We start from the raw sequence: 23,543 nt of genomic DNA on the forward strand, positions 1-23,543 counted from the left end.
GTCCGGACTTCAGGACGGTCCCGATCGCTTCGATGTGGTCGCCGGCGGCGGGTGCGAGAAGATTCACTTTGTACTCGACGGTGAGGCCCCTGCAGGGGCCTCGCGCCGTTTCCTCCGTCCTGCTACCGGACGTGGACCATCTGCTGTCCGCCGTGCGTCAGCCCACCACGCCACCGAAGAGGCCGCCGTGGGCCATGCCCAGGAAGAAGCCGATGGCGGCTGCGCCCATGCCCACGATCAGCGGGAACCGTTCACGCGTGGTCACCGAGATGTACTGCCCGTACGCACCCGCCAGGATCCCGATGAGTCCGGCCCACGAGCTGATCAGATGCAGGTTGTGGAACATCGCTGTCACGAAGGCGAGCGCACCGAGGACCAGCGTCACCGCCACCAGGACCTGCTGGCGGGGATGGGGCTTGCCGTCCGTGGCGAGAAGGGAGACACGGGGACGGGGTCGTATTGCCTGTGCCATGGAGTACCTCCTGGCCGAATGAAGCGCACAGTGGCGTCGGTCACGCCCGTTGTGTCCAGATTGCGTCTTATGGGCACCGGATTTCAACCGGAAGCCGGTGTGCGGGTACTCTGTACGGTCTGCACCGGTGTCTGCCCAGGCCAGCGCGTCGGCCCCCTCCCTGTGGAGGGTGTTGTCAGTGGCGGCTGTTCTACTCGGAAGACACTGTTGCTCACGCATCACGACCCTCCTGCCACGGAACGACCGTGGCCGCTGAGTCCAAAGGAGGTGGGTTCCACATGCGTCACTACGAGGTGATGGTCATCCTCGACCCCGATCTCGAGGAGCGCGCTGTCTCCCCGCTGATCGAGAACTTCCTCTCCGTCGTCCGTGAGGGCAACGGAAAGGTCGAGAAGGTCGACACCTGGGGCCGTCGTCGTCTCGCTTACGAGATCAAGAAGAAGCCCGAGGGCATCTACTCGGTCATCGACCTGCAGGCCGAGCCTGCGGTCGTCAAGGAGCTCGACCGCCAGATGAACCTGAACGAGTCGGTCCTCCGGACCAAGGTCCTCCGTCCCGAGTCCCACTGAGCATCTAGCTCAGTGGTCATCGGGTTCGAGTAGCAGCAAGCAGCCAGAAGCAATCCCCGCCGAGAGGTTCATCCATGGCAGGCGAGACCGTCATCACGGTCGTCGGCAATCTCGTCGACGACCCCGAGCTGCGCTTCACCCCGTCCGGTGCGGCGGTCGCGAAGTTCCGTGTCGCGTCCACTCCCCGCATCTTCGACCGGCAGACCAATGAGTGGAAGGACGGCGAAGGCCTGTTCCTCACCTGCTCGGTCTGGCGGCAGGCGGCGGAGAACGTCGCCGAGTCGCTCCAGCGAGGCATGCGCGTTGTCGTGCAGGGCCGGCTGAAGCAGCGGTCGTACGAAGACCGCGAGGGCGTCAAGCGCACGGTCTACGAGCTGGATGTCGAGGAAGTCGGCCCCAGCCTGAAGAACGCCACGGCCAAGGTCACCAAGACCACCGGTCGTGGTGGCCAGGGTGGATACGGCGGCCAGCAGGGCGGCGGCAACTGGGGCGGCGGTCCCGGTGGTGGCCAGCAGGGTGGTGGCGGCGCTCCCGCCGACGACCCGTGGGCCACGAGTGCGCCGTCCGGCGGTCAGCAGGGCGGGGGTCAGCAGGGCGGCGGAGGCGGCTGGGGCGGAAGCTCCGGCGGCTCCGGCGGCGGCTACTCGGACGAGCCCCCCTTCTAGGGCAGCTCGTACCCCCACTTCTTGATCACACAGGAGAAACACCATGGCGAAGCCGCCTGTGCGCAAGCCTAAGAAGAAGGTCTGCGCGTTCTGCAAGGACAAGACCCAGTACGTGGACTACAAGGACACGAACATGCTGCGGAAGTTCATTTCCGACCGCGGCAAGATCCGTGCCCGCCGCGTGACCGGCAACTGCACGCAGCACCAGCGTGATGTCGCCACGGCAGTCAAGAACAGCCGTGAGATGGCGCTGCTGCCCTACACGTCCACCGCGCGATAAGGGAAGGGTGACCGAATCATGAAGATCATCCTCACCCACGAGGTCTCCGGCCTCGGTGCTGCGGGCGACGTCGTCGACGTCAAGGACGGGTACGCCCGTAACTACCTGGTTCCGCGTGGCTTTGCCATCCGCTGGACCAAGGGTGGCGAGAAGGACGTGGCGCAGATCCGCCGCGCCCGCAAGATCCACGAGATCGCCACGATCGAGCAGGCCAACGAGATCAAGGCCAAGCTCGAGGCTGTGAAGGTCCGTCTGGCCGTTCGTTCCGGCGACGCCGGCCGTCTCTTCGGCTCCGTGACCCCGGCCGACATCGCCTCGGCGATCAAGGCCGCCGGTGGCCCCGACGTCGACAAGCGTCGCGTCGAGCTCGGCTCGCCGATCAAGACGCTCGGCGGACACCAGGTTTCCGTGCGTCTGCACCCCGAGGTCGCTGCGAACCTCGGCATCGAGGTCGTTGCTGCCTAAGGGCACAGCTCACCTGAGCAGTCGAAGGGCCGCACCCCGCGGGGTGCGGCCCTTCGACGTTTCTGGCCGCGCGGTCCCGGCCGGGTTTCGTGGCCTTCCCGTTGCCTCGTTGCCGCGCCTACCCCGTTTCACGGTTTCACGTGAAACGGGCCCACGGCCGTGAAACGGGCCACGGCCGGTGACTCAGCGCGTGGCGCCGGTGACGATCCACCTGCCGGAGCGAGTGCGCAGCCAGAGCGTCACCAGGCGGACGGCCATCATCAGGGTCATTGCCCACCACAGCGCTGTCAGGCCGCCACCGATCACCGGCACCAGCAGCGCGACCGGGGCGAAGACCGCGAGCGTGACGAGCATGGCCCAGGCGAGGTACGGGCCGTCCCCGGCGCCCATCAGCACCCCGTCCAGGACGAAGACCACGCCGGCGATCGGCTGGGACAGTGCGACCACCAGCAGCGCAGGGAGAAGGGCGTCCTGCACGGACCGGTCGCTGGTGAACAGGGGCACGAACAGCGGACGGGCGAGGACGATCAGTGCCCCGAAAACCACCCCGGAAACGATGCCCCACTGCACCATGCGGCGGCATGCCTCGCGTGCGCCCTTGGCGTCATCGGCTCCCAGGTAGCGGCCGATGATCGCCTGGCCGGCGATGGCGATGGCATCGAGGGCGAAGGCCGTCAGGCTCCAGAGAGACAGGATGATCTGGTGCGCGGCGATCTCGGTGTCGCCGAGGCGGGCGGCGACGGCCGTGGCGATCAGCAGGACGGCGCGCAACGAAAGCGTACGGACCAGCAGTGGAACGCCTGCCTGAGCACCGGCCCTGATACCCGCGGCATCGGGGCGCAGCGAGGCGCCGTGCCGTCGCGCCCCTCGTACCACCACGATCAGATAGGCGGCGGCCATCGAGACCTGTGCGATCACGGTGCCCCACGCCGATCCGGCGATGCCGAGACCGGCACCGTAGACCAGTCCGGCGTTGAGGGCTCCGTTGGCCGCGAAGCCTCCGACGGCGACGTACAGCGGAGTCCTGGTGTCCTGCAGGCCGCGGAGGACACCGGTCGCGGCCATCACCACGAGCATGGCCGGGATGCCGAGGCTGGAGATCCTCAGATACGTGATCGCGTAGGGGGCCGCCGTGTCGGAGGCCCCGAAGACGTCCACCAGCCAGGGGGCCGTGGGAAGGGTGACGGCGATGACGACGAGGCCCAGCAGGAGCGCCAGCCAGATGCCGTCCATGCCCTGTCGGATCGCAGAGGTCAGATCGCCCGCCCCGACCCGTCGTGCCACCGCCGCGGTGGTGGCGTACGCGAGGAAGACGAAGATGCTGACGGCGGTGGTCAGCAGGGCGGCGGCGACGGCCAGGCCGGCCAGCTGCGGGGTGCCGAGATGGCCGACGATGGCGCTGTCGACCATGACGAAGAGCGGCTCGGCGACGAGTGCGCCGAAGGCGGGGACGGCGAGCGAGATGATCTCGCGGTCGTGCTGTCGGCGACTGGTAGGCGGTGGTGCCGGGGCCTGGATCATGAGGGTCAATCTAATCTTCCACAGGTAATGGATGCAATGGCTGAGTAGTCCTTACATTTGCTGGTGTCCGGGGTTCTCCCGCGTGCCGTTTGTCGTGATCTTGAGCCGAGGTGGAAAGTTTTTCTCCCCCACAGCCCGTGGATGGGGAAAGGCCAGGTCAGCGCGGTGATGGTGTGGACCCTATGAGTTTGTCCACAGTGCTGTCCCCCGCTCCGTGCACAGGTTCTGCGGAGTTCTCCACAGCATCTGGTCGGTCGTCCACATGCCCTGTGGATAACCAGATTGGCTGACGGTGCCGAGCGGCCTACCGTGGACCGGCGCCCGCACCCCGTTCCCGTCTTGGAACCATGCAGAACTCGATGCGCCGGAACCGGAGTCGGGCGTCTTGTTTGTCGGTGCTGTGCCGTAAGAAAGAGTGGCATGGCGAGGTCCGCGGAGCGGACGGGAGGAGGCGGCCCGGTGAGCATTCCCGAGCCTTTGGACGACCCCTGGGCCGAGGCCGGTCCCAGTGACCGTCTGCCCGTCTCCCGGCAGCGTCGTGGTGAAGGCCGGGACCGCGGTGAGCAGCACGAGCGCGGCAGGGAGAGCGGCGGATGGGACGGCGGCTCTCCCGGTTTCGAGCGGGTGCCGCCCCAGGACCTCGACGCCGAGCAGTCGGTACTCGGGGGCATGCTCCTGTCCAAGGACGCCATCGCCGAGGTCGTGGAGGTCCTCAAGGGCCACGACTTCTACCGTCCCGCTCACGAGACCGTCTACCAGGCGATCCTCGACCTCTATGCCAAGGGCGAGCCGGCCGACCCGATCACGGTGGCGGCCGAACTGGTCAAGCGCGGCGAGATCACCAAGGTGGGCGGGGCACCATATCTGCACACCCTCGTCCAGTCCGTGCCGACCGCGGCCAACGCTTCGTACTACGCGGAGATCGTTCACGAGCGGGCGGTCCTGAGGCGGCTCGTCGAAGCCGGCACGAAGATCACGCAGATGGGATACGCGGCCGACGGCGATGTCGACGACATCGTGAACTCCGCGCAGGCCGAGATCTACGCCGTCACCGAGCAGCGCACCAGCGAGGACTACCTGCCGCTCGGCGACATCATGGAGGGCGCACTCGACGAGATCGAGGCGATCGGTTCGCGCAGCGGCGAGATGACCGGGGTTCCGACCGGCTTCACCGACCTCGACGCTCTGACGAACGGCCTGCACCCGGGCCAGATGGTCGTCATCGCTGCCCGCCCCGCCATGGGTAAGTCCACGCTGGCCCTCGACTTCGCCCGAGCCTGTTCGATCAAGAGCAACCTGCCCAGCGTGATCTTCTCCCTCGAAATGGGGCGCAACGAGATCGCGATGCGTCTGCTCTCTGCCGAGGCGCGGGTGGCGCTGCACCACATGCGCTCCGGCACCATGACCGACGAGGACTGGACGCGACTGGCCCGCCGGATGCCGGATGTCTCGGCCGCCCCGCTCTACATCGACGACTCCCCGAACCTCTCCATGATGGAGATCCGGGCAAAGTGCCGCCGTCTCAAGCAGCGCAACGACCTCAAGCTCGTGGTCATCGACTACCTCCAGCTGATGCAGTCCGGCGGCTCGAAGCGCGCCGAGAGCCGCCAGCAGGAGGTCTCGGACATGTCCCGAAACCTCAAGCTGCTGGCGAAGGAGCTTCAGCTCCCGGTCATCGCGCTCTCCCAGCTGAACCGTGGCCCCGAGCAGCGCACGGACAAGAAGCCGATGGTCTCCGACCTGCGTGAATCGGGATCCATCGAGCAGGACGCCGACATGGTGATCCTGCTGCATCGCGAGGACGCGTACGAGAAGGAGTCCCCCCGCGCCGGCGAGGCCGACTTGATCGTGGCCAAGCACCGTAACGGTCCGACGGCGACGATCACGGTGGCCTTCCAGGGCCACTACTCGCGCTTCGTCGACATGGCGCAGACCTGACGACAGCGTTTGTCGGTTCTCAGATCCCGTGTCATTTTCTCAGTCGCGATGTCGTCTGACCGGTCGATCCGACACGGGATCGAGAAACCCTGGCCACTGCCGTCACGCGGCCCCTTCGAACTCTCCCGACACAAGCAGCTCGGCGATCAGGACGCCATCTTCCGGATGCCTTTCGCGCGTATCGCCGTCCGGACGATGAGGTGGCACGGTGATCAACCATGATGACGCGGCAGCTGTTCGACCGTTGACACTGGCTTGGGTGAGCCAGCACCTGGAGATCGGCGAACTGATCGTCAGAACCGAGACACTGCACGGCGGCATCACTGCCGAAATGCGGAGGCTGACCATTGGCACGCGGGGCGGAGGCACTCGTCACCTGGTGCTGCGGAGTTTCGTCGACCCGTTCTACGTGGAGCACGCCGAGGAGTGGCTGAACAGGGAGGCCGGCGCTCTGACCCTGCTCACGGGGACCGGCGTGCCGGCTCCTGGACTGGTCGCGGTTGATCCGACCGCTGCGCATTGCGAGTATCCATCGCTCCTTATGACACATCTGGCGGGCCGGACGGTCCTCGACGATGAGGGGTTGGAGATGCGCGTTCCTCTGCTGGCCCGTCAACTCGTGGCGATCCACGGGCTGCGACCCGCCGAGCGGCCCCCGGAGTATGTGGCGTTGACGACCGCCGACACCGTCGTGATCCCGAAGGGCGCCGACGTGGCGGCATGGGCTGCGGCGATCGACGTGATCCGCAAGCCCGCGCCGCCCTATGAAGGGCGATTCCTGCACCGGGACTTCCAACCCGGCAACGTGCTGTTCGACGTGCCGCACCCAAGGCCGGCAGGTGCCCGGATCACCGGCGTCGTCGACTGGGCAGCGGCTTCCTGGGGCCCGGCGGATCTCGATGTGGCGCACTGCTCCACCAATCTCGCGCTGCTGCACGGCCCGGCGTGGGGGCTGCGGTTCGCCGAGGCGTACGAGGAGGCCGGCGGGGTGCTGGCCGCGACCGCGAGCGAGCGGCTGTACTGGCGGGTGCGGGACGGGCTGGCGTGCTCAGAAGAAGTGCAGTCGGTGGCGCAGCCATGGCGGGAGGCAGGGAGGACAGAGCTGACGACGCGAGCTGTGGAGGAGCGGCTGGATGCCTACGTCACCGCCCTGATGGACACGCTGGGCTGAGCCAAGGCGGTCCGGGGTGCCGCCCCGACCTCATCGATCACCGCTCAACCGGGTGGGGAATCGAGCAGACCTTGGGGAATCTCGGGCACATGCCACGATCCGCGGCGGGGGCTGCGGAACCCGGGGTGACTGATCGCACGGTTCGACGGTGGGTCGCCGACTTCCGCCGACACGGGGAAGCCGGCTCCGTGGCGGCGGCCCTGCCGAGGCGCGTCCCTTCGACAGGGCCGATGGCTGATGGGTGGAGATCGCGCTGGAGTTCGTGATCGCGTCGCTGGATGACCGGTTTCCTGATCGTATTTGGTTACCTTCAGTCAGGCTGGAAGAATGCGAGCATTTTCTGGGCGGCGTCCGGCGACATCAGCAATTCCTGTATGTCCGCGGACATCCGGGCGGCAGCGCTGGTGCGTTCGAACATCTCGCGTTCGTATTCTTTGATGGCGGCGGGAAAGTCGTCCGGGTGCGCGGCCAGAGCGAGACCGAGCAGCGCGCCGTCGAGCAGCGCCATGTTGGCGCCCTCTCCCACCGGCGGCATCAGGTGCGCGGCATCGCCGAGCAGTGTGACGTCTGGCATCGACGGCCAGGTCAGGCCGACCGGGAGAGTGCTGATGGACCGTGGCACGACCGTGTCGTCGCAGGCCGCGATCAGCGCGGTGAACCGTGAGTCCCAGCCGGGGAGCAGGTCGATCAGTCGTGCCCGGGCGGCGGCCGGGTCGTCGAACGGGATCCCGCTGGTAGCGAACCAGTCCTCAGAAGTGTTGTAGAAGCTGAGGCCGATGCGAACGCGGCCGTCGCCGTTGCGCTGCGCCGCCAGGGACAGTCCGTTGCCGAGCACCCAGTAGTTGCCGCGCCCGACCATCGCCGCGAGGTCGGGGTGCGTGCGGTCGATGTCGGGAATGCCGACCTCGACGACGTTCTGGCCGATATGCGCCGGGCGGGCATCGGTGAGCAGCGCGCGGACCCGGGATTGCGCGCCGTCCGCGCCGACCAGCAGGTCATACGTCGCACTGCTGCCGTCGGCAAAGTACAGCAGGCCGTTGTCGGCGGATCTGAACGCGTGCCCCCAGCGCACCACGTCTTCGGGGAGGGAATCCAGCAGCAGGTTGCGCAGATCGGCGCGGTCGACCTCGGGTCGCTCAAGCGGGGCGTCGTCGGGCGTGTCCTCCTGGAGCAGCAGGGTGCCATCCGGCTCGAGAAGACGCATGTCCTGGCCTTCACCACGGGCAATCGCGTAGAAGTGGTCGATCAGACCGGCCTCGCGCAGCGCCCGCTGGCCGGAGTGGATGTCGAGCATGCCGCCCTGGCCGCGCGCACCGCGTGACGATTCGCGTTCATACACGACGGCGTCGATGCCGTTCACGTGCAGTACCCGGGCAAGGGCCAAGCCGCCCAAGCCGGCTCCGACAATGGCGATGGTCATGGTTGCCTCTCTCGATACACCGTACGTGTCGATACACTGTATCGCTGCGGTGTATTGTCAGCGGCATGTTGGTGTGGGAGCGGCCGGAGCCGCCGAATCGACCCGTGCCGGCCCCGTTGAGCCGGGAACGGATCGTGCGAGCGGCGGTCCAGCTGGCCGACGCGGACGGCCTGGACGCGGTGTCGCTGCGCAAGGTCGCCACCGCACTGGACGTCCGTCCGATGCGGCTGTACGGCTACATCGCCAGCAAGGAGGAGTTGCTCGACCTGATGGTCGACGCCGCCCACGCCGAGATCCGGCCGGTCGGAGACGGCTGGCGGGAGGTGCTCCGGTCTCTTGCCGAAGCCACTCGGCACGCCGCTCACGAGCACGAATGGCTCGCCGATCTACTGGGTGGCCGGCCCCAGCTCGGGCCGCACGCGCTGGCCAGTGGGGAGACCGTGGTGGCCGCACTGGGCGACATCGACGTGGACGCCATCATGCCGGTGGTCGCCGCAGTCAACGCGTACGTGATCGGCGCGGTGCGTCGGGAGATCGCCGAGCGGCGTGCCGAGCGGGCCACCGGGATGGACGAGAAGCGTTGGCAGGCCTCACTCGGACCCTATATGGAGCGAACCTTCGCCACTGGCCGATTCCCCGCGCTGGCCACGGTGGTGCGCGATGCCGCCCACCTGGACGCCGACCACACCTTCCGGATCGGCCTCGACTTCCTGCTCGACGGCATCGAAGCCCGCATCTCGAGATGACGTGTGCCGAAGGGCCGGACCGGCCATAGCACCAGGTCGGCGCTGACGTGTTGAGATGACGCAGCCTCACCAAAGCGCGCGGAAATTGATGAAGTGCCGTGGAAGTGAGACTCAGGCCGCATTACATCCCGTGAGACAACCCGGGGATTCGCTGGTCGGCTGAGACCCCGACGCCGAGGCCGACAGCGACGCCGACGACGCGGTGATGCTCTACTCGATCAACATGTCACGGGATTTGAGACCCTGCAGCTTTTGTGGGGTCTCAAATCCTGTGTCATCTCCGCCGCAGTCTCAGGTCGATGTCATGTCGCAGGTCAGCCTTGCATCGAACAGCAGAGCTGGAGAGATGACAGGGAGGTTGAGACGGCCCACGGCGGACACGGCGTGAGATGCCGGCCTGAACCGCAGGTCACAGTCACCGGCGTATGACACGGAGCCTGAGAACCTACAAGCGGCCGTGACGACGGCAGTCCTGAGGCTCCGGCTCACTCCGTGACGGGCAGGCACTCGGCGAGCAGGCCGACGATGTCGTGCCAGGCCCGCTGCGCGTGCTGCGGGTGGTAGCCGACGCCGGGGAGCACGGTCTGGTCGACCGGCGGGTGGTGGAAGGCGTGCTGGGCTCCGCCGTAGACCACGAGGCGCCAGTCGACGCCCGCGGCCTGCATCTCGGCGGCGAAGGCGTCCCGTTGCTCAGCGGGCATGATCGGGTCCTCCGATCCGACCCCCGCCCACACGGGGCAACGGATGCGCGCCGCTTCGCCCGGTCGGCCCGTGGTCAGTGCGTTGACCGTCCCGATCGCCCGCAGGCCGACGCCGTCGCGCCCGAGTTCCAGCGCGATCGCTCCCCCGGTGCCGTAGCCGATGGCGGCGATCCGGTCGGGGTCGGTCCGCGGTTCGGCACGCAGCACATCGAGTGCCGCATGGCCGATACCCCGCATCCGGTCGGGATCGGCGAGCAGCGGGGTCACGTGCGCCAGCATCTCCTGCGGGTCGGTGAACCAGCGCCCACCGTTGATGTCGAAGGCCAGCGCCACGTATCCCAGTTCAGCGAGGGCGTCGGCCCGGAGACGCTGGAAGTCGTTCAGGCCGGGCCCCTCGGGCCCGATCAGGACTGCGGGCCGGCGGTCGGCACCGGTGGGGAGCGCGAGATGCCCGACCATCGTCAGGCCGTCGGCCGGGTATTCGATCGTGCGTGTGGTGATCGTCGTCATGAGACCGGACCGTAGTGATGGCCGAGCCCGGTCGGGCCGGTCTTCACCATCGGCAGAACAGAGCGTGGGCGTGGGTCTGTGGGTGGGCACTGCGGAAGGCTCTGGTTCTGGCGGAGCACATCGGCATCGATGTGAACCGGGCCGAAACCCGTTGCAGGACTTCGGGCCGGGACCGGGGGCGGTGAAATGCACTCGCCACCGCTTGGTTCTGCGGGTAGTTGTTTGAGCATGACCTTCACATCCGAACAGTTGCTCCCGGGGACGCAGCGTGCTCTGCTGCACCGCATCGCCACCGCGCAGTCGGAAGGCCGTGCGCCCTCGGTCGTCGCCGCGGTACAGCGGCAGGGGCGGACAGTCTGGAGCGGATCCCGTAGTTGCGTGGACGGCCATGCTCCCGACAACGACACACAGTTCAGGATCGGTTCCCTCACCAAGACCTTCACCGCGGTGCTGGTCCTGCGCCTGCGTGACGAGGGCCTTATCGACCTGGACGATCCGCTGGAAAAGCATCTGGCCGGCACCGGCGTCGGTGATGTGACCATCCACCAACTGCTGGGACACAGCGCGGGACTTGGTGCCGAGTCGCCCGGACCCTGGTGGGAGCGGACCCCGGGCACGCTGCGGCCCGAGCTGGCCGATGTGCTCGGCGAACAGACGCGGATGCACAGTCCCGGGCACCGTCACCACTACTCGAACCCCGGCTACACGCTGCTGGGCGCCCTGGTCGAGAAGGTGCGCGGGGCGAGCTGGGGAGAGGTGTTGCGACGCGAGATCCTGGAACCGCTCGGCATGCACCGCACGAGCCTTCACCCGCAGGCGCCGCACGCTGGTGGCTGGGCCGTGCATCCCTGGGCCGATGTCATGCTGCCCGAGCCGGCCGAGGATCTCGGGCTGATGGCCCCGGCAGGCCAGCTCTGGTCCACCGTCGACGACCTTCTGCGCTTGGCGATGCTCCTGGCCGAGGGGGACGACCAGGTGCTCTGCGCCGACTCCGTGGCGCAGATGCGCGGGCCTTCCGCACCGACCGAGCACGGCGACTGGAACTTCGCTTACGGCCTGGGCCTTCAGGTGGTGGACATCGGAGGCCGCACGCTCATCGGACATACGGGCTCGCTGCCCGGATTCCTGGCCGCCCTGTGGATCAGCGTCGAGGACGACGTGGCGGCCGTCGCGCTCACCAACACGACGTCGGGGCTGATGATCGGTGGCCTGGCCGCCGACCTCGTGAGCATCGTGGCCGATTCCGAGCCCCGCATCCCCGAGCCCTGGCGCCCGCTGCCGGAGGTGGATGCCGAGCTTCTCGCGCTGACCGGTCCCTGGTACTGGGGTACGCGCCCGCACGTCCTGCGGATGGCCTCGGACGGTGGGCTGGAGCTCGCGCCCCTGCAGGGTGCCGGCCGCGGCGCCCGGTTCACCGCACAGCCCGACGGCACTTGGATCGGTCTTGACGGCTACTACGCGGGGGAGACGCTGCGTGTGGTCCGGAACAGCGACGGCAGCGTGAACCATCTCGATCTGGGTTCGTTCGTCTTCACGCGAGAGCCCTACGACCCGGCCGCGGCCGTTCCCGGCGGTGTGGACGAAGGCGGATGGCGGGGCTTGGGAGCCTGAGCGTTACGTTTCACGTGAAACGGGAGGGGGTGGGCCGGTTCAGGCTGTCAACTCCCGTTCCAGTGGGGTACGGAAGCGCGGAGTGACCCGTGCCGGACCCACCCATTGCGAGAACCGGGACGCTTCCGCTTCGATCGCGGCGGAAGCGTCCCGGCCGATGTCGGACAACAGCCGCCAGACCGGCTCACCGTCGGCTCGCTGGGCCCAGCCGCCCACGATCCGACCGTTCCACCACACGGTCGGGCCGATGTTGCCGGACCGGTCGAAGAGAGCCTCCCGGTGCCCGGTCGGCAGGTGGAACCCGCGATCGGCCCATCCCCTGGAAGCAGTGCGGCCCAGGGTTCTGGGGCCGGTTCCGGCTCCATGTCCTGCGGCAGCACCCGTCCCACGGTTCCGTTGTCCAGCCGGACCTCCTCGGCTCCGACGGCTGCCAGCGCCTTGCGGGCCTGTCCCAACCCCCAGCCCGTCCACCACTTGAGATCGGCCTCGGTCGCCGGGCCGTAGGAGCGGAGCCATCGCCGGGTCAGCTCGGCCCGTGCCTGCGCGGGGTCGTCGTACGGCCAGGGCTTGGAGGCTGTCCAGCGGAACTGGCTGGAGGTCCAGGAACCGCGCGGCCGGTCCCGGCGGATACGGCCTTCGGCCGCCAGGATCCGGATGACACGGGAGGCGACGCCCTGTACGCCCTCGGCCTTCTTGCCGGGGAAGACGGTGATCTTCGTACGCAGAGCGGCCACGGCGGCGGAGAGTTCGGTGCCGGTGGCGGTGCCGCGGTCGGATAGAGCGGCCAGGGTCTGCTGTTCGGCATCGGCGAGCCAGCGCTCGTCCAGGCCGTTGCCGTCGTCCGCGAGGTGCTTGAGGAAGGTCCGGCGTTCCTTGGCAGCCACAGCCCGGGCGTTCGACGCGTCGATGCAGGGGGCGAGTTCCCGCGATACAACGAAGAGGGTGTTCCGCATGGAGAGCTGCCGGACCAGTGAGACGTCCCCGTAGAGTGCCTGCTCCACCGGGACGACGCCCGCCTCGGACAGCCGGGCACAGGTGGAGAGGAAGACGGTGGCGGCATCTGTTGCGTGCAGCGCTACGACCGCATCGGCAACGGAGACCGGGGAAGCGGCTCGCAGGAACGGGGCCAGGAGATGGCGACGGCCGAGCCTGATCCTGCGCTGCTCGTCACTGATGCGGTGCATGGACGTCCCTCTTCCGGATTCCGAAGTGCGATCAGAGTGCGAGCTTGAAGCCCACATGGCTGGCGGTGAATCCGAGCCGCTCGTAGAAGCGATGGGCGTCGGTCCGGGTCGCATCGGACGTCAGTTGCACCAACTGGCACTCCTGGCGCCGGGATTCGTTCACGGCCCACTCGATCAGCAGGGTGCCGAGGCCGCTGCCGCGTTCATCGGTATGGATGCGTACCCCCTCGATGACCGAGCGGGTCGAGCCGCGCCGGGAAAGACCGGGAATCACGGTCAGCTGCAGGGTTCCGACAACGCGGCCCTCACGCACCGCGACGACCAGATGCTGGTTCGAGTCGTCCACCAGCCGCCGGAACGCGGCGTGGTACGGGGCGAGGTCGTCCGGCGACTCACGCTGTGCACCCAGCGGATCGTCGGCGAGCATGGCCACGATCGCGGGGATGTCGTCGAGGGCAGCCGCCCGTATTTCCAGATCGCTCATGATCGGCAGGGTACGCAGATCATCCGGGCGGCGCGGGAATTTGCCCGGCCTCGCGGGCCCCTCGCGACCACGGAGCGACTCAGACGACCTGCACAGGGGCCTTCAGTTCCCCGACCGCCCTGACCAGCGGTGCCAGTTCGGGCGACTTCGCGGCCTTGCCAACGTCGCGCGCAGCGCGCTGTCATTGGCCGTCCGGGCCTGGGCGAGCAGGGCGCCTGGCCTTCCGGCGGGGACGACCGGGCCGTCCTCGTTGCCGGCGAGACCAGCACCCGTAAGGCGTACACAGCTCTCCAGCTCAACGCCCCCACGGCCGACCTCGTCGACGCCGTCCAGCCCGGCGGGCTCTTCCGCGCACTGCCCACCGCCCTCGACCGGTCGTTGCTCTTCATCGCCGGGGGTGTTCCCGTCCACCGCGACGGCCGGCTCATCGGTGCCATCGGCGTCGGTGGAGGCGCCCCCGACCAGCATCACGGTTTCGCGTCGGCCGCCGTGCAGGCTCTCGTCCGACGCACTCCTCGGGCCGCGTAGCTCTCCTCGATCAGCCTGTCGCCACGGTCAGTGGTGCGTAGCGACGGGTCCAGTCGCCCGGCAGGTCAGAGACCCCGTGGGTCATCACCGTGGTCACGGAGCCGGGCCGCAGACCGGACTCCTCGAACCAGTCGAGCAGTTCGGTGTGGCGCGCGTCGATGTCCGCGCGCAGGGGCCGGTCGGTCGCCTCCGCGAGAGAGGCGACGAGTGCCTGAGCCGTGGCGGTGTCGCGCGCGATCAGCGGGCCGACCACATGCGCCCCGTCGCTCGGCCAGGCCGCTGCGTATCCGATGAGTCGTCTCCCGTCCTGGGCAACCCGGATGTGGTCGGCGTACACGGGCAGCCGGGCGAGGACATGGGTCCGGTCGGTTCCGAAGACGTCCGAGTCCAGCTGGACCATGGCGTGCAGATCCTCCGCCGTGGCCGGGCGCACGGTCACGGCGGATCTGTCTCCGGCCGGCCGGAAAAAGCCGGTGACCCGCTGGGAGCGGCCCACGACCGAGAAGCCGAGCTGCTCGTACAGCGGTTGCCCTGAGGCTGTCGCGTAGAGGCTGAGGGGTGTGTCTCCGCAATCGGCGATCACCTGGTTCATCAGATGCCGAGCGACCCCCTGCCGCGCGTAACGCTTCGCGACGAGCAGCATGCCGATGGCGGCCAGCCGCGGACCGTAGGAGGTCACCACGCAACAGGCCATCAGCCCCGTGCCCCCGGGATCGTCCATGCCGTAGCCGGTTCCGGCGGCGAGGAGCAGGCCCCACCGGTGCTCATCGCGTGTCCAGCCGCGATCTTCGCAGAGATCGGCGCAGGCGACCAGGTCGTTCTGGGTGAGGCGCCGGAGGGGCAATTCGGCTGTCGGGCGGGGCAGTGAGCTGGGCATGGAGGTCAGGCTGTCCGACGCTGTGTTCGCGCGTCCACTTCTTTAGCGGCCCGGCCTGGCGGCGCAGCCGGTGGCCGCGCCGCCAGGCCGGGGCCCAGGGCTTCAGCGCCGGTATCGCGGTGATGAAGAGGTAGGTCGCCGTTGCCACCGGCGGAGCGATCGCCAGGTCGACATCGGCGGTGCCGGGCCGCAGCTTCGTCGATGCCGGGCCGCAGGGAGAAGACGGACAGCACCGTGGTGATCAGAGTGAGCCAGAACTTCGTCCAGACCCATCGGTGCCTGGCCGGCCCCCATGGCGTACCGAGGGCCAGAACGAGACCGCTGAACAGCGAGAACAGGGCGACCGGCACGATCAGCCAGTCCCCGGAGACTTTCATGGCACGGGCGGCGGCCCGTGCCATGGCGGGGTCCGCGGTGAAGAACGCCGTGATGGTGAGGGCCAGCAGTCCGACGGTCAGTCCCAGCCGGCCGACGGATACCGCGACATGTGCCACCAGAAGGCTGCGGCGGGCGGAGCGCTTGAGTGGTTTCACGTGAAACACGGTGCCGGGAGCGAGGCGATCCGGCGTCTGAGAACGGGAGTGACCGCGCGTACCGGCCTCGGCGTACAGCAGGCTCTCCTCTGTATTCCTCTCCGGACGGTGAGTTGCCGCCCTCGGCGGGTACGGATGCGCTCACGGGTGCCTGAAGGCATGCTGGGCCGAGGGACCGCGGGCAGTGGCCGACCGGCGACCGTCAGCAGGGCCCGACCGCGTCCGCGGACAAGCAACCGCGGGCCGTTTCGGTGCGTAAGGCGAACACGAGACGTACGAGGCGAGGCACAGTATGGATGCTCCGGCCACCGGATGGGCCGAAGACGGATCGCACAGATCTGCCGACGCGGATCTGATCCATCGCACCCTGACCGAGATTTCGCCCGTCGCGGACCAGGCGACCTCGTACTTCTACGCGTTGCTCTTCATACGCCACCCCGAACTGCGTGATCTGTTCCCGGTCGCGATGGATGTCCAGCGCGACCGGCTCCTTCGCGCGATCCTCACTGCGGCCGACCGGCTGGACGATCCGCGTGCGCTGGCTGAGTACCTCGGCGAGCTGGGCCGGGGACACCGCAAGTACGGCACGCTGCCCATGCACTATCCCGCGGTGGGGGAGGCGCTCATGGGCGCCCTGAGCCGCTACGCGACCACCACCTGGGGTGGCGAGACCGAGGCGGCCTGGGTGCGCGCCTACACCGCGATATCGCAGATCATGATTGACGCGGCCGCCGAGGACGAGCAGTGGGCCCCCGCCCTGTGGCACGCGGAGGTGGTGTCCCACGACCTCAGGACCCGTGACATAGCGGTGCTCACGCTCCGTCCCGACCAGCCCTATCCCTTCCTCGCAGGTCAGTACACGGCCGTGGAGACCCCCTGGTGGCCCCGGGTCTGGCGGCACTATTCCTTCGCCTCTGCGCCCCGTCACGACGGCCTGCTCACCTTTCACATCAAGGCGGTCCCGGCCGGCTGGGTCTCCAGTGCCCTGGTGCACCGGGCCCGGCCCGGGGACTTGATTCGCCTCGGCCCGCCCGCGGGCTCGATGACGGTCGACCACTCCACCCACAACGGTCTGCTCTGCCTGGGCGGGGGCACCGGTATCGCCCCCATCAAGGCGCTCGTCGAGGACGTCGCGGAGCATGGCCACCGGCGTCCCATGGAGGTCTTCTACGGGGCACGCAGCGATCACGACCTGTACGACATCGACACGATGATGCGGCTCCAGAACACCTTTCCCTGGCTCGCGGTGCGGCCGGTGGTCGCCACCGGTCCGGAGACGGGAAGAGGACTGATGAGGGGGCTGCTGCTGCCCGAGGCGGTGCGGCAGCGTGGCCCGTGGCACGAGTACGACGCCTACCTCTCGGGTCCGCCCGGCATGATCCGCAGTGGCGTGGACGCGCTCAGAGGCACCGGCATGCCCGCCGAGCGCATCCGGCACGACTTCATCGAGGACCTGACCACGACGGCCCCGCCTGACCACGAGCGGCCCGCTTGACCACGGCGGCCGCCGTCGCACCCGGCGCGGCGGCGGTCAGCCCAGGTCGGGCGCGTGCATCGCGCGTACGCCCTCAATGTTGCCGTCCAGGTAGTGCCGCAGCGACAGCGGCACGAGGTGGACGGCGGCGATCCCCATCCGGCTGAACGGCACCCGCACGATGTCGTACTCCCCGCAGGGATCGTCGATCTCGGGGCCGTGGCGCCGGGCCGGGTCCATCGATTCCAGCCGGCAGACGAAGAAGTGCTGGACCTTCACGCCTTTCACCCCGCCGCCCTCGATGTGCTCCACGGTGTCGACGAAACAGGGGACCACATCGGTGATCTTGGCGCCGAGCTCCTCGTCCACCTCGCGGTGCAGGGCGTCGACGACGGTCGCGTCCTCGGGCTCGACCCCGCCACCGGGGGTGAGCCAGTAGGGATCCACCCCGGGCTTGGTGCGCTTGATGAGGATCAGGTCGTTGCCGTCGAGCAGGATGGCGCGTGCGGTGCGCTTGACCACAGGACGTTCGGTCATGGCAAGAGCGTGGCCCGCGGAACCGGTTCTGAAACACCGGACCGGCGCCGGGCCGTCCTGCGCTCACCAGTCGGCGGCGGTCCGCAGCAGCCACTCGTGCGCCCGCGCGATGTGGGGCAGCGCGAGCGTGCCGGTCCGCACGGCCAGGAAGTATGTGCGCAGAGGAGGTACAGGCGGGTCCAGGAGCGCCACGACCTCGCCCCGTTCCAGCGCTCTCTCGCACAGATAGCGCGGCAGCACGGCGAGTCCGGCGCCCGCCGCAGCGCACTCCAGGACCGCCCGGAGGTCCGGCACGATGACAGACCCCGCTACAGCGGGCCGGCTCTCGAAGACCGAGGCCCAGTAGCGGGAGACGAGCGGCAGGCTCTCGTGGACTTCCACGACCGGCAGCTGGTCCAGCACCACGGGCCCCTTGTGCCGCAGGGCCCCCGGCACGAGGCGCCCGCCCCGGCCCCGCCCTCCGGGCGGACGACGCTACTTTCGAAATACGCCCTGGCCCAGCGCCGCGTCCAGTGCGCGTTCCACATCCGTCACCAGGTCCGCCGGGTTCTCCGCGCCGACCGAGAAACGGATGAAGCCCTCGGGCACGGCGTCCCCGCCCCAGCGGGCCCGGCGCTCGGCGGTGGAGCGCACACCGCCGAAGCTCGTCGCGTCTTCGACCAGCCGTAGCTCGGTCAGGAAGCGCTCGGCCCGTTCGCGGTCGGGCAGTACGAACGACACCACGGAGCCGAAGCGCCGCATCTGCCGTACGGCGTTCGGATACGAAGGGTCGGTGGGCAGCCCGGGATAGCGCAGCCCGGTCACCTCGGGCCGCTTGACCAGCGCCTCCGCCAGCGTCAGGGCGGTGGCGCACTGCCGGTCGATCCGCAGCTCCAGCGTGGCCAGCGAGCGGTGCGCGAGCCAGGCCTCCATGGGGCCCGGGATGGCACCGACCACCTTGCGCCAGCGCCGCACTCCCGCTGTCAGCTCCGGATCGCGGCAGGTCACATGGCCGAGCAGGATGTCCCCGTGCCCGGTCATGCCCTTGGTGTCACTGGCCACCGAGAAGTCGGCCCCCAGCTCCAGCGGGCGCTGGCCGAGCGGTGTGGCGAGGGTGTTGTCGACGGCCACCAGCGCGCCGGCCGAGTGCGCCGCCTCGACGAGCCGACGTATGTCGCAGATGTCGAGTCCCGGATTGGACGGGGTCTCGATCCACAGCAGCCTGGCGCCTTCGAGGACCGCCAGCTGGGCATCGCCACGGGTCGGCGCGGTCCGCACCTCGACCCCGTACGCCTCCAGCTGCTCCCGCACCAGCGGCAGGGCCTGATAGCCGTCGTCGGGCAGGACCACCACGTCGCCGGTGCGTACCTGGGACAGCAGCACGGCCGAGATCGCCGCCATTCCGGAGGCGAAGACCGTGGTCTCGACGGGCTCCCCCGGTGCCTCCAGCGCGCCGATGGCGCGTTCCAGATGGGTCCAGGTCGGATTGGTGTCCCGGCCGTAGGTGTACGGACCGGTCGGTTCACCGGAGAGATGGAAGTGCGCGGCGAAGACCGGGCCGGGCAGGGTGGGCTCGAACTGCTCCGGTTCGGGCAGTCCGGCGCGTACCGCCCGGGTTCCGTCACCCATGGTGCTCATACGGCTCCCTCTTTCTCTCTCCGGCGTGCCACGGTTCCTGCCTGCACTGTTTCAGCAGGCCTCGGATCAGTAGGCCTCGGATCAGTCCTCGTCGGGCAGGGCCACGTTCAGCGCCCACGACACGATCGAGATGATCAGGCCGCCGAGCACGGCGGTCCAGAAGCCCTCGACGTGGAAGCTCAGGTCGAACAGCCCGGCCAGCCACGAGGTCAGCAGCAGCATGAGCGCGTTGACCACCAGCGTGATCAGCCCGAGCGTGAGGATGAAGAGCGGCAGGGTCAGCAGCTTCACGACCGGCTTCACCACGAAGTTCACCAGGCCGAAGAGCAGGGCGACCAGGATCAGCGTGAGCGCTTTGCGGCCGGTGCTGCCGCCGGACAGCGTGATGTCCTGGATCAGCCAGATGGCCACGGCCAGCGCACCTGCGTTGGCGATCGTCTTGACTACGAAATTCTTCATGTGTCTGATCGTGGCAGACGTGATCGGTGGCGGACACCGGCGGTGCAGAGGCAAGGGGCGCACAGGCCATGAAGGCATTCAGACTGGACGAGCTGGAAGCGGAGCGGGCCGCCAACGACGGCGCATATCTGCAGTTCGTGAAGGAACGCAACATGTCCGTCGGCCTGTACGCGCTGAACGCCGGTGAGCTCGACCCGCAGCAGCCGCACAACCAGGACGAGGTCTACCTCGTCGTCAGCGGCCGCGCCTCGATCACGGTCGGCATGGAAACCACGCAGGTGGGCAGAGGAAGCGTGGTGTACGTACCGGCGGGTGTCGCCCATAAGTTCCACCACATCACCGAGGACCTGCGAGTGATGGTGGTCTTCTCCCCACCAGAGAGCTGAGCCGGTCCGCCGGAGGGCGGGGGTCCGGTCTCAGGGGTCCCTCAGGGGTCGATCAGGGGACTTCAAGGGCTGCGGAACCCCCGGCGGCGCCCTCCGCGCCCCTAGCATCGAAGCAGGAACTCAAGGAGACGAGGTAGGGACGATGGCCGTGCGGGAGATATTCGCTGGGATGCCCTGGTGGGTGAAGTGGATCGCGGTGCCGGTCATCGCGATCGTCGTGTTCGGCGGTCTGATCGCCAGCGTGATCGGGTTCGTGATCGGACTGCTTTTCAAGGTCTTGATTTTCGTGATCCTGGTCGGCGGGCTCATCTTCGTCGTGCGCAAGTTCTTGTCGTCGTCCGCCTCGCGCAGCGACTGGTAGGACGATCGGAGACCGGCCGGGGCGTTAGCCCAGCTGAGCTAAGCGGAAGGCGAAACCACGCCCCTCGCGGACCCGGCCGATACAGTGACGGTTCGCTGCCTGTGCCTGGGAATTAACAGTCCGTCACCGCAACGACCAGTGGTTTGCACGGCGTTCGGTCTCCGGACCCCAGCCATGCGGCAGCCCGTGGGGGCGGCCCCCACAGGCGGGCTGACCACCCGTCACCATGCCTGGGGGTGACTGTTGACCACGGCATCGAGCACTGCGGCCCCGACGCTGATCGGTTCGGTGCAGCGAGCGCTGAGGCTGCTGGAAGCCGTGGTCGCCCATCGTGACGGGGCGCCCGCGAAGCAACTGGCCAGGGAGGCGGGCCTGCCTCTCCCGACGGCCTATCACCTGTTGCGCACCCTGACGCACGAAGGCTATCTACGCCGTGAGAACGGCGTCTTCCTCATGGGGACCGCTGCGGAACGCCTGGTCGGCGAGGGGACGTTGCAGAACCGCCGCAGCAGGATGGTCGAGTCGCTGGGCCGCTGGCGCGACACCATCGGGGCACCGGTGTACTGCGCCGTCTACCGCGAGGGCGAGATCGAACTCGTCGCGGTCGCCGACACCCCCGCCAATCCCGCCGTCGCCGAATGGGCCTCCTTCCGGGAGACCGGGCACGCCCACGCGATCGGCCAGTGCCTGCTGAGCCAGCTCGACGAGAAGGCCCGCGAGGACCACCTGGACCGTCACCCTGTGCGTCCGCTGACCCGCTATTCGGTGAAGGATCGCGCGGCACTCCTCGAACGACTGCGGTCTCTGGGGCGGATGGAACCTGTCATCGAGCGGCAGGAGTACGCCCTGGGCACGGTCTGCGCGGCCATCCCGATGACCGCCGGATTCGCCGCCGCCGCGATGGCGATTTCCGTACCCTTGGAGCACGAGAGTCGGTTGCTCCCCGCAGTCGAACAACTACGCGGCGAAGTGGCCACCCTCTTGCGTTCGTTCGTGTTCTCTATCAGTATCTGAAAAATCACTCCTTGTGATCTGCTATCGCGTGCACCACGATGGCGTCAATAGGGCCATGGGGGATTATTCCTGGCCAGATTCATCTACTGCGGGGTTGAACGATGCGCGAGTCGGTTCAAGCTGAGGTCATGATGAGCTTCCTCGTTTCCGAGGAACTCTCTTTTCGGATCCCGGTGGAGCTCCGGTACGAGGTCTGCGATCCGTATGCGATCCGGATGACCTTCCATCTGCCAGGTGACGCCCCCGTCACCTGGGCATTCGGCCGTGAGCTGCTGCTCGACGGCCTCAATAGCCCCAGTGGTGACGGTGATGTGCACATCGGACCCACTGAGCCCGAGGGACTTTGCGACGTACACATCCGTCTTCAGGTCGGCGAGGACCGGGCTCTCTTCAGGGCCGGTACGGCGCCACTTGTGGCATTTCTCGACCGGACCGACAAGCTTGTGCCGCTTGGGCAGGAGTGCACGCTGGGTGATTTCGAGGGCAATCTGGAGGACGCCCTGGGCCGGATCCTCGCCGAGGAACAGAACGCCGGCTGACAGGAACGGGCGTCGCCGACCGGCTCACCGGTCGAACACGGCACCGGCCAAATGGGTGAATTGCTCACCCTGACGGAGACGATCAAGGCTTCGTCCTACGACGACGGCCTTTCCCGGCCCGTACGGGTGCCGAAGCTCCGGCTTCCGCGCCGAGTTCTGTGCGGTCTGCGGAGACGACCAGCGCAGCGAGCACCGTCGTCACCGGCACCGAGGCGACCAGTCCGATCGAGCCGACCAGCGTTCGTACGATCTCCTCCGCCACCAGCTCGCTGTTGGCCACCGTCCCCATGCTGCTCTGCGCGATGGAGAAGAGCAGCAGCAACGGCAGCGCGGCGCCCGCGTAGGCGAGCACCAGCGTATTGACGACCGAGGCGATGTGGTCGCGTCCGATCCTGATCCCTGCCCGGTAGAGGCCACGCACGCCCAACGTCGGGTTCGCCTGGTGCAGTTCCCAGACCGCTGAGGTCTGGGTCACGGTCACGTCGTCGAGGACCCCGAGCGAACCGATGATGACACCGGCCAGCAGCAGACCGCTCATGTCGATGTGCGGGTACAGGCCGTGGATGAGGCCGGTGTTGTCATCGGTGTTGCCGGTCAGGTTCGCCCAGCCGATGAAGAGTGATCCGAGCAGTCCGATCAGCAGCAGTGAGATCAGCGTGCCGATCACCGCGACCGAGGTGCGAGCGGTCAGGCCGTGGCACATGTAGAGCGCGATCAGCATGATGGCGCTGGCCCCGACCACCGCGACGAGCAGCGGGTTCGAGCCCTGGAGAATGGCCGGGAGGATGAACAGGGTCAGCACGGCGAACGACACCGCGAGTGCGACCAGTGCCATCACTCCGCGCATGCGGCCCACCGCGACCACGACCAGGGCGAAGATCCCAGCCAGCAGGGTCATCGGGAACTTCCGGTTGACGTCCGTCACCGAGTACTGCAGATCGCGGGGCGCGTCCGGGGCGTACGCCACGACCACGCCCTGACCCTCGCGCAACTGGCGCGGGGCGTCGGGCTGGACGATCTCGACGAAGGTCCGGCCCTTGTCGTGACCGGTCGTCACCTCGACCGTGGCTTTCTTGCACGGCCCCCTTCCGCTGCCCGAGGGCGGTGTGGTGTCCCCGCTCATGGGCGTCTGAACCGCGTTCACGTCCTTGCAGTCCACCATGTCGATGTTCACCACCTTTCCCTGCTGGGTCTGCCGGTCGAATCCGACGCCGGTCCGCTCGTGCGACGGTGCACCGCCCGGCCAGAGCGCCACCAGACCGACGAGGACGGCGGTGGCGAACGGGATCAGTACGGCCGCGATGACCTTGCGCAGATGTCTGGAGACGGGTGCGGCAGGGCCGTGGCTGTGCGAGTGGCCGTGCTGATGGCCCTGCGTTTCGTGGTCGATATGGAGGGACGTCACCGGCCGATCATCGCAAGAAGGGACGGGCCCTCTGTTCATTGCGCCGGACGGGGCGCTAGCGTGGAGGGACCTTTGC

Annotated in this window: 23 protein-coding genes and 5 pseudogenes; 14 read left to right on the forward strand and 14 right to left on the reverse strand. The window is 68.3% G+C overall.

Going from position 1 to position 23,543, the window contains the following annotated elements:
- Together ACWCQ6_RS17775 and ACWCQ6_RS17780 are read right to left on the reverse strand one after the other, a co-directional pair.
- Nucleotides 1-85 (reverse strand): annotated as a pseudogene (locus ACWCQ6_RS17775) (DUF4442 domain-containing protein); the annotation flags it as partial.
- A 72-nt stretch (nucleotides 86-157) separates the two neighbouring features.
- Nucleotides 158-472 carry a hypothetical protein gene (locus ACWCQ6_RS17780; protein ID WP_451090143.1) on the reverse strand — a complete coding sequence of 105 codons (315 nt, stop codon included), beginning with the start codon at nucleotides 470-472 and terminating at the stop codon, nucleotides 158-160.
- 278 nt (nucleotides 473-750) lie between these two features.
- Here ACWCQ6_RS17780 and rpsF point away from each other — a divergent pair, with 278 nt between their 5' ends.
- The 4 genes from rpsF (at nucleotide 751) to rplI (ending at nucleotide 2,451) form a co-directional block, all read left to right on the forward strand.
- Nucleotides 751-1,041, forward strand: coding sequence for a 30S ribosomal protein S6 (rpsF, locus tag ACWCQ6_RS17785; RefSeq protein WP_072487610.1), 291 nt, complete (start codon nucleotides 751-753; stop codon nucleotides 1,039-1,041).
- A 74-nt stretch (nucleotides 1,042-1,115) separates the two neighbouring features.
- On the forward strand, nucleotides 1,116-1,706 hold the full coding sequence (locus tag ACWCQ6_RS17790; RefSeq protein WP_451090145.1) for a single-stranded DNA-binding protein: 591 nt from the start codon (nucleotides 1,116-1,118) through the stop codon (nucleotides 1,704-1,706).
- Nucleotides 1,707-1,749: 43 nt separating this feature from the next.
- On the forward strand, nucleotides 1,750-1,986 hold the full coding sequence (rpsR, locus tag ACWCQ6_RS17795) for a 30S ribosomal protein S18 (protein ID WP_003967857.1): 237 nt from the start codon (nucleotides 1,750-1,752) through the stop codon (nucleotides 1,984-1,986).
- A gap of 18 nt (nucleotides 1,987-2,004) precedes the next feature.
- Nucleotides 2,005-2,451 carry a 50S ribosomal protein L9 gene (rplI, locus tag ACWCQ6_RS17800; RefSeq protein ID WP_451090147.1) on the forward strand — a complete coding sequence of 149 codons (447 nt, stop codon included), beginning with the start codon at nucleotides 2,005-2,007 and terminating at the stop codon, nucleotides 2,449-2,451.
- A gap of 183 nt (nucleotides 2,452-2,634) precedes the next feature.
- On the opposite strand, the gene ACWCQ6_RS17805 is transcribed toward rplI, so the two are convergent.
- Nucleotides 2,635-3,972 carry an MATE family efflux transporter gene (locus ACWCQ6_RS17805; RefSeq protein ID WP_451090149.1) on the reverse strand — a complete coding sequence of 446 codons (1,338 nt, stop codon included), beginning with the start codon at nucleotides 3,970-3,972 and terminating at the stop codon, nucleotides 2,635-2,637.
- Between the two features lie 477 nt (nucleotides 3,973-4,449).
- On the opposite strand from ACWCQ6_RS17805, the gene dnaB reads away from it, so the two are divergent.
- The gene (dnaB, locus tag ACWCQ6_RS17810) at nucleotides 4,450-5,910 is read left to right on the forward strand and encodes a replicative DNA helicase (protein ID WP_451090255.1); all 1,461 of its coding nucleotides are present in this window, start codon (nucleotides 4,450-4,452) and stop codon (nucleotides 5,908-5,910) included.
- A gap of 208 nt (nucleotides 5,911-6,118) precedes the next feature.
- Nucleotides 6,119-7,081 (forward strand): phosphotransferase family protein, encoded by a 963-nt coding sequence (locus tag ACWCQ6_RS17815; RefSeq protein WP_451090151.1) that lies wholly within the window; start codon nucleotides 6,119-6,121, stop codon nucleotides 7,079-7,081.
- Between the two features lie 310 nt (nucleotides 7,082-7,391).
- Here ACWCQ6_RS17815 and ACWCQ6_RS17820 read toward each other — a convergent pair whose 3' ends face one another.
- Nucleotides 7,392-8,501 carry an FAD-dependent oxidoreductase gene (locus ACWCQ6_RS17820; RefSeq protein WP_451090153.1) on the reverse strand — a complete coding sequence of 370 codons (1,110 nt, stop codon included), beginning with the start codon at nucleotides 8,499-8,501 and terminating at the stop codon, nucleotides 7,392-7,394.
- A 65-nt stretch (nucleotides 8,502-8,566) separates the two neighbouring features.
- Here ACWCQ6_RS17820 and ACWCQ6_RS17825 point away from each other — a divergent pair, with 65 nt between their 5' ends.
- Nucleotides 8,567-9,247 carry a TetR/AcrR family transcriptional regulator gene (locus ACWCQ6_RS17825; protein WP_451090155.1) on the forward strand — a complete coding sequence of 227 codons (681 nt, stop codon included), beginning with the start codon at nucleotides 8,567-8,569 and terminating at the stop codon, nucleotides 9,245-9,247.
- Between the two features lie 485 nt (nucleotides 9,248-9,732).
- On the opposite strand, the gene ACWCQ6_RS17830 is transcribed toward ACWCQ6_RS17825, so the two are convergent.
- Nucleotides 9,733-10,458 carry a dienelactone hydrolase family protein gene (locus ACWCQ6_RS17830; RefSeq protein ID WP_451090157.1) on the reverse strand — a complete coding sequence of 242 codons (726 nt, stop codon included), beginning with the start codon at nucleotides 10,456-10,458 and terminating at the stop codon, nucleotides 9,733-9,735.
- A 228-nt stretch (nucleotides 10,459-10,686) separates the two neighbouring features.
- Here ACWCQ6_RS17830 and ACWCQ6_RS17835 point away from each other — a divergent pair, with 228 nt between their 5' ends.
- Complete coding sequence (locus ACWCQ6_RS17835) at nucleotides 10,687-12,069, forward strand: serine hydrolase domain-containing protein (protein WP_451090159.1); 1,383 nt, start codon at nucleotides 10,687-10,689, stop codon at nucleotides 12,067-12,069.
- Between the two features lie 39 nt (nucleotides 12,070-12,108).
- Here the strand turns inward: ACWCQ6_RS17835 and ACWCQ6_RS17840 are convergent.
- Both ACWCQ6_RS17840 and ACWCQ6_RS17845 read right to left on the reverse strand, forming a co-directional pair.
- Nucleotides 12,109-13,253 (reverse strand): annotated as a pseudogene (locus tag ACWCQ6_RS17840) (winged helix DNA-binding domain-containing protein).
- Nucleotides 13,254-13,284: 31 nt separating this feature from the next.
- Nucleotides 13,285-13,737 (reverse strand): N-acetyltransferase family protein, encoded by a 453-nt coding sequence (locus ACWCQ6_RS17845; protein WP_451090161.1) that lies wholly within the window; start codon nucleotides 13,735-13,737, stop codon nucleotides 13,285-13,287.
- Nucleotides 13,738-13,952: 215 nt separating this feature from the next.
- Between ACWCQ6_RS17845 and ACWCQ6_RS17850 the strand changes: the two are divergent.
- Nucleotides 13,953-14,265: pseudogene (locus tag ACWCQ6_RS17850) on the forward strand (GlcG/HbpS family heme-binding protein); the annotation flags it as partial.
- Nucleotides 14,266-14,275: 10 nt separating this feature from the next.
- On the opposite strand, the gene ACWCQ6_RS17855 reads toward ACWCQ6_RS17850, so the two are convergent.
- Together ACWCQ6_RS17855 and ACWCQ6_RS17860 are read right to left on the reverse strand one after the other, a co-directional pair.
- Nucleotides 14,276-15,142 carry a GNAT family N-acetyltransferase gene (locus tag ACWCQ6_RS17855; RefSeq protein WP_451090163.1) on the reverse strand — a complete coding sequence of 289 codons (867 nt, stop codon included), beginning with the start codon at nucleotides 15,140-15,142 and terminating at the stop codon, nucleotides 14,276-14,278.
- Between the two features lie 5 nt (nucleotides 15,143-15,147).
- Nucleotides 15,148-15,675 (reverse strand): annotated as a pseudogene (locus ACWCQ6_RS17860) (DUF2269 domain-containing protein).
- 292 nt (nucleotides 15,676-15,967) lie between these two features.
- Between ACWCQ6_RS17860 and ACWCQ6_RS17865 the strand changes: the two are divergent.
- Complete coding sequence (locus ACWCQ6_RS17865; RefSeq protein WP_451090165.1) at nucleotides 15,968-17,170, forward strand: globin domain-containing protein; 1,203 nt, start codon at nucleotides 15,968-15,970, stop codon at nucleotides 17,168-17,170.
- Between the two features lie 36 nt (nucleotides 17,171-17,206).
- Here the strand turns inward: ACWCQ6_RS17865 and ACWCQ6_RS17870 are convergent, their stop codons facing one another.
- From ACWCQ6_RS17870 to ACWCQ6_RS17885, 4 genes and pseudogenes are all read right to left on the reverse strand, one after another.
- On the reverse strand, nucleotides 17,207-17,686 hold the full coding sequence (locus ACWCQ6_RS17870) for an NUDIX domain-containing protein (RefSeq protein WP_451090167.1): 480 nt from the start codon (nucleotides 17,684-17,686) through the stop codon (nucleotides 17,207-17,209).
- Nucleotides 17,687-17,749: 63 nt separating this feature from the next.
- A pseudogene (locus ACWCQ6_RS17875) lies at nucleotides 17,750-18,127 on the reverse strand (LysR substrate-binding domain-containing protein); the annotation flags it as partial.
- 33 nt (nucleotides 18,128-18,160) lie between these two features.
- Nucleotides 18,161-19,303, reverse strand: a complete 1,143-nt coding sequence (locus ACWCQ6_RS17880) for a cystathionine gamma-lyase (RefSeq protein WP_451090169.1) — start codon at nucleotides 19,301-19,303, stop codon at nucleotides 18,161-18,163.
- 81 nt (nucleotides 19,304-19,384) lie between these two features.
- A complete protein-coding gene (locus ACWCQ6_RS17885) occupies nucleotides 19,385-19,762 on the reverse strand; it encodes a phage holin family protein (RefSeq protein WP_451090171.1) in 378 nt (125 codons plus the stop codon).
- A 68-nt stretch (nucleotides 19,763-19,830) separates the two neighbouring features.
- Between ACWCQ6_RS17885 and ACWCQ6_RS17890 the strand changes: the two genes are divergently transcribed.
- From ACWCQ6_RS17890 to ACWCQ6_RS17905, 4 genes are all read left to right on the forward strand, one after another.
- Nucleotides 19,831-20,148, forward strand: coding sequence for a cupin domain-containing protein (locus ACWCQ6_RS17890; protein ID WP_189546434.1), 318 nt, complete (start codon nucleotides 19,831-19,833; stop codon nucleotides 20,146-20,148).
- Nucleotides 20,149-20,296: 148 nt separating this feature from the next.
- The gene (locus tag ACWCQ6_RS17895; protein ID WP_451090257.1) at nucleotides 20,297-20,509 is read left to right on the forward strand and encodes a DUF5326 family protein; all 213 of its coding nucleotides are present in this window, start codon (nucleotides 20,297-20,299) and stop codon (nucleotides 20,507-20,509) included.
- A gap of 243 nt (nucleotides 20,510-20,752) precedes the next feature.
- Nucleotides 20,753-21,523: an IclR family transcriptional regulator gene (locus ACWCQ6_RS17900; protein ID WP_451090173.1), complete on the forward strand. Its 771-nt coding sequence runs from the start codon at nucleotides 20,753-20,755 to the stop codon at nucleotides 21,521-21,523.
- Between the two features lie 101 nt (nucleotides 21,524-21,624).
- Nucleotides 21,625-22,062: an SsgA family sporulation/cell division regulator gene (locus ACWCQ6_RS17905; RefSeq protein ID WP_451090175.1), complete on the forward strand. Its 438-nt coding sequence runs from the start codon at nucleotides 21,625-21,627 to the stop codon at nucleotides 22,060-22,062.
- Nucleotides 22,063-22,144: 82 nt separating this feature from the next.
- Here ACWCQ6_RS17905 and ACWCQ6_RS17910 read toward each other — a convergent pair whose 3' ends face one another.
- Nucleotides 22,145-23,506, reverse strand: a complete 1,362-nt coding sequence (locus tag ACWCQ6_RS17910; protein ID WP_451090177.1) for a YibE/F family protein — start codon at nucleotides 23,504-23,506, stop codon at nucleotides 22,145-22,147.
- Nucleotides 23,507-23,543: the final 37 nt, after the last annotated feature.

The sequence above is a fragment of the Streptomyces sp. NPDC001880 genome (genome assembly GCF_053594575.1).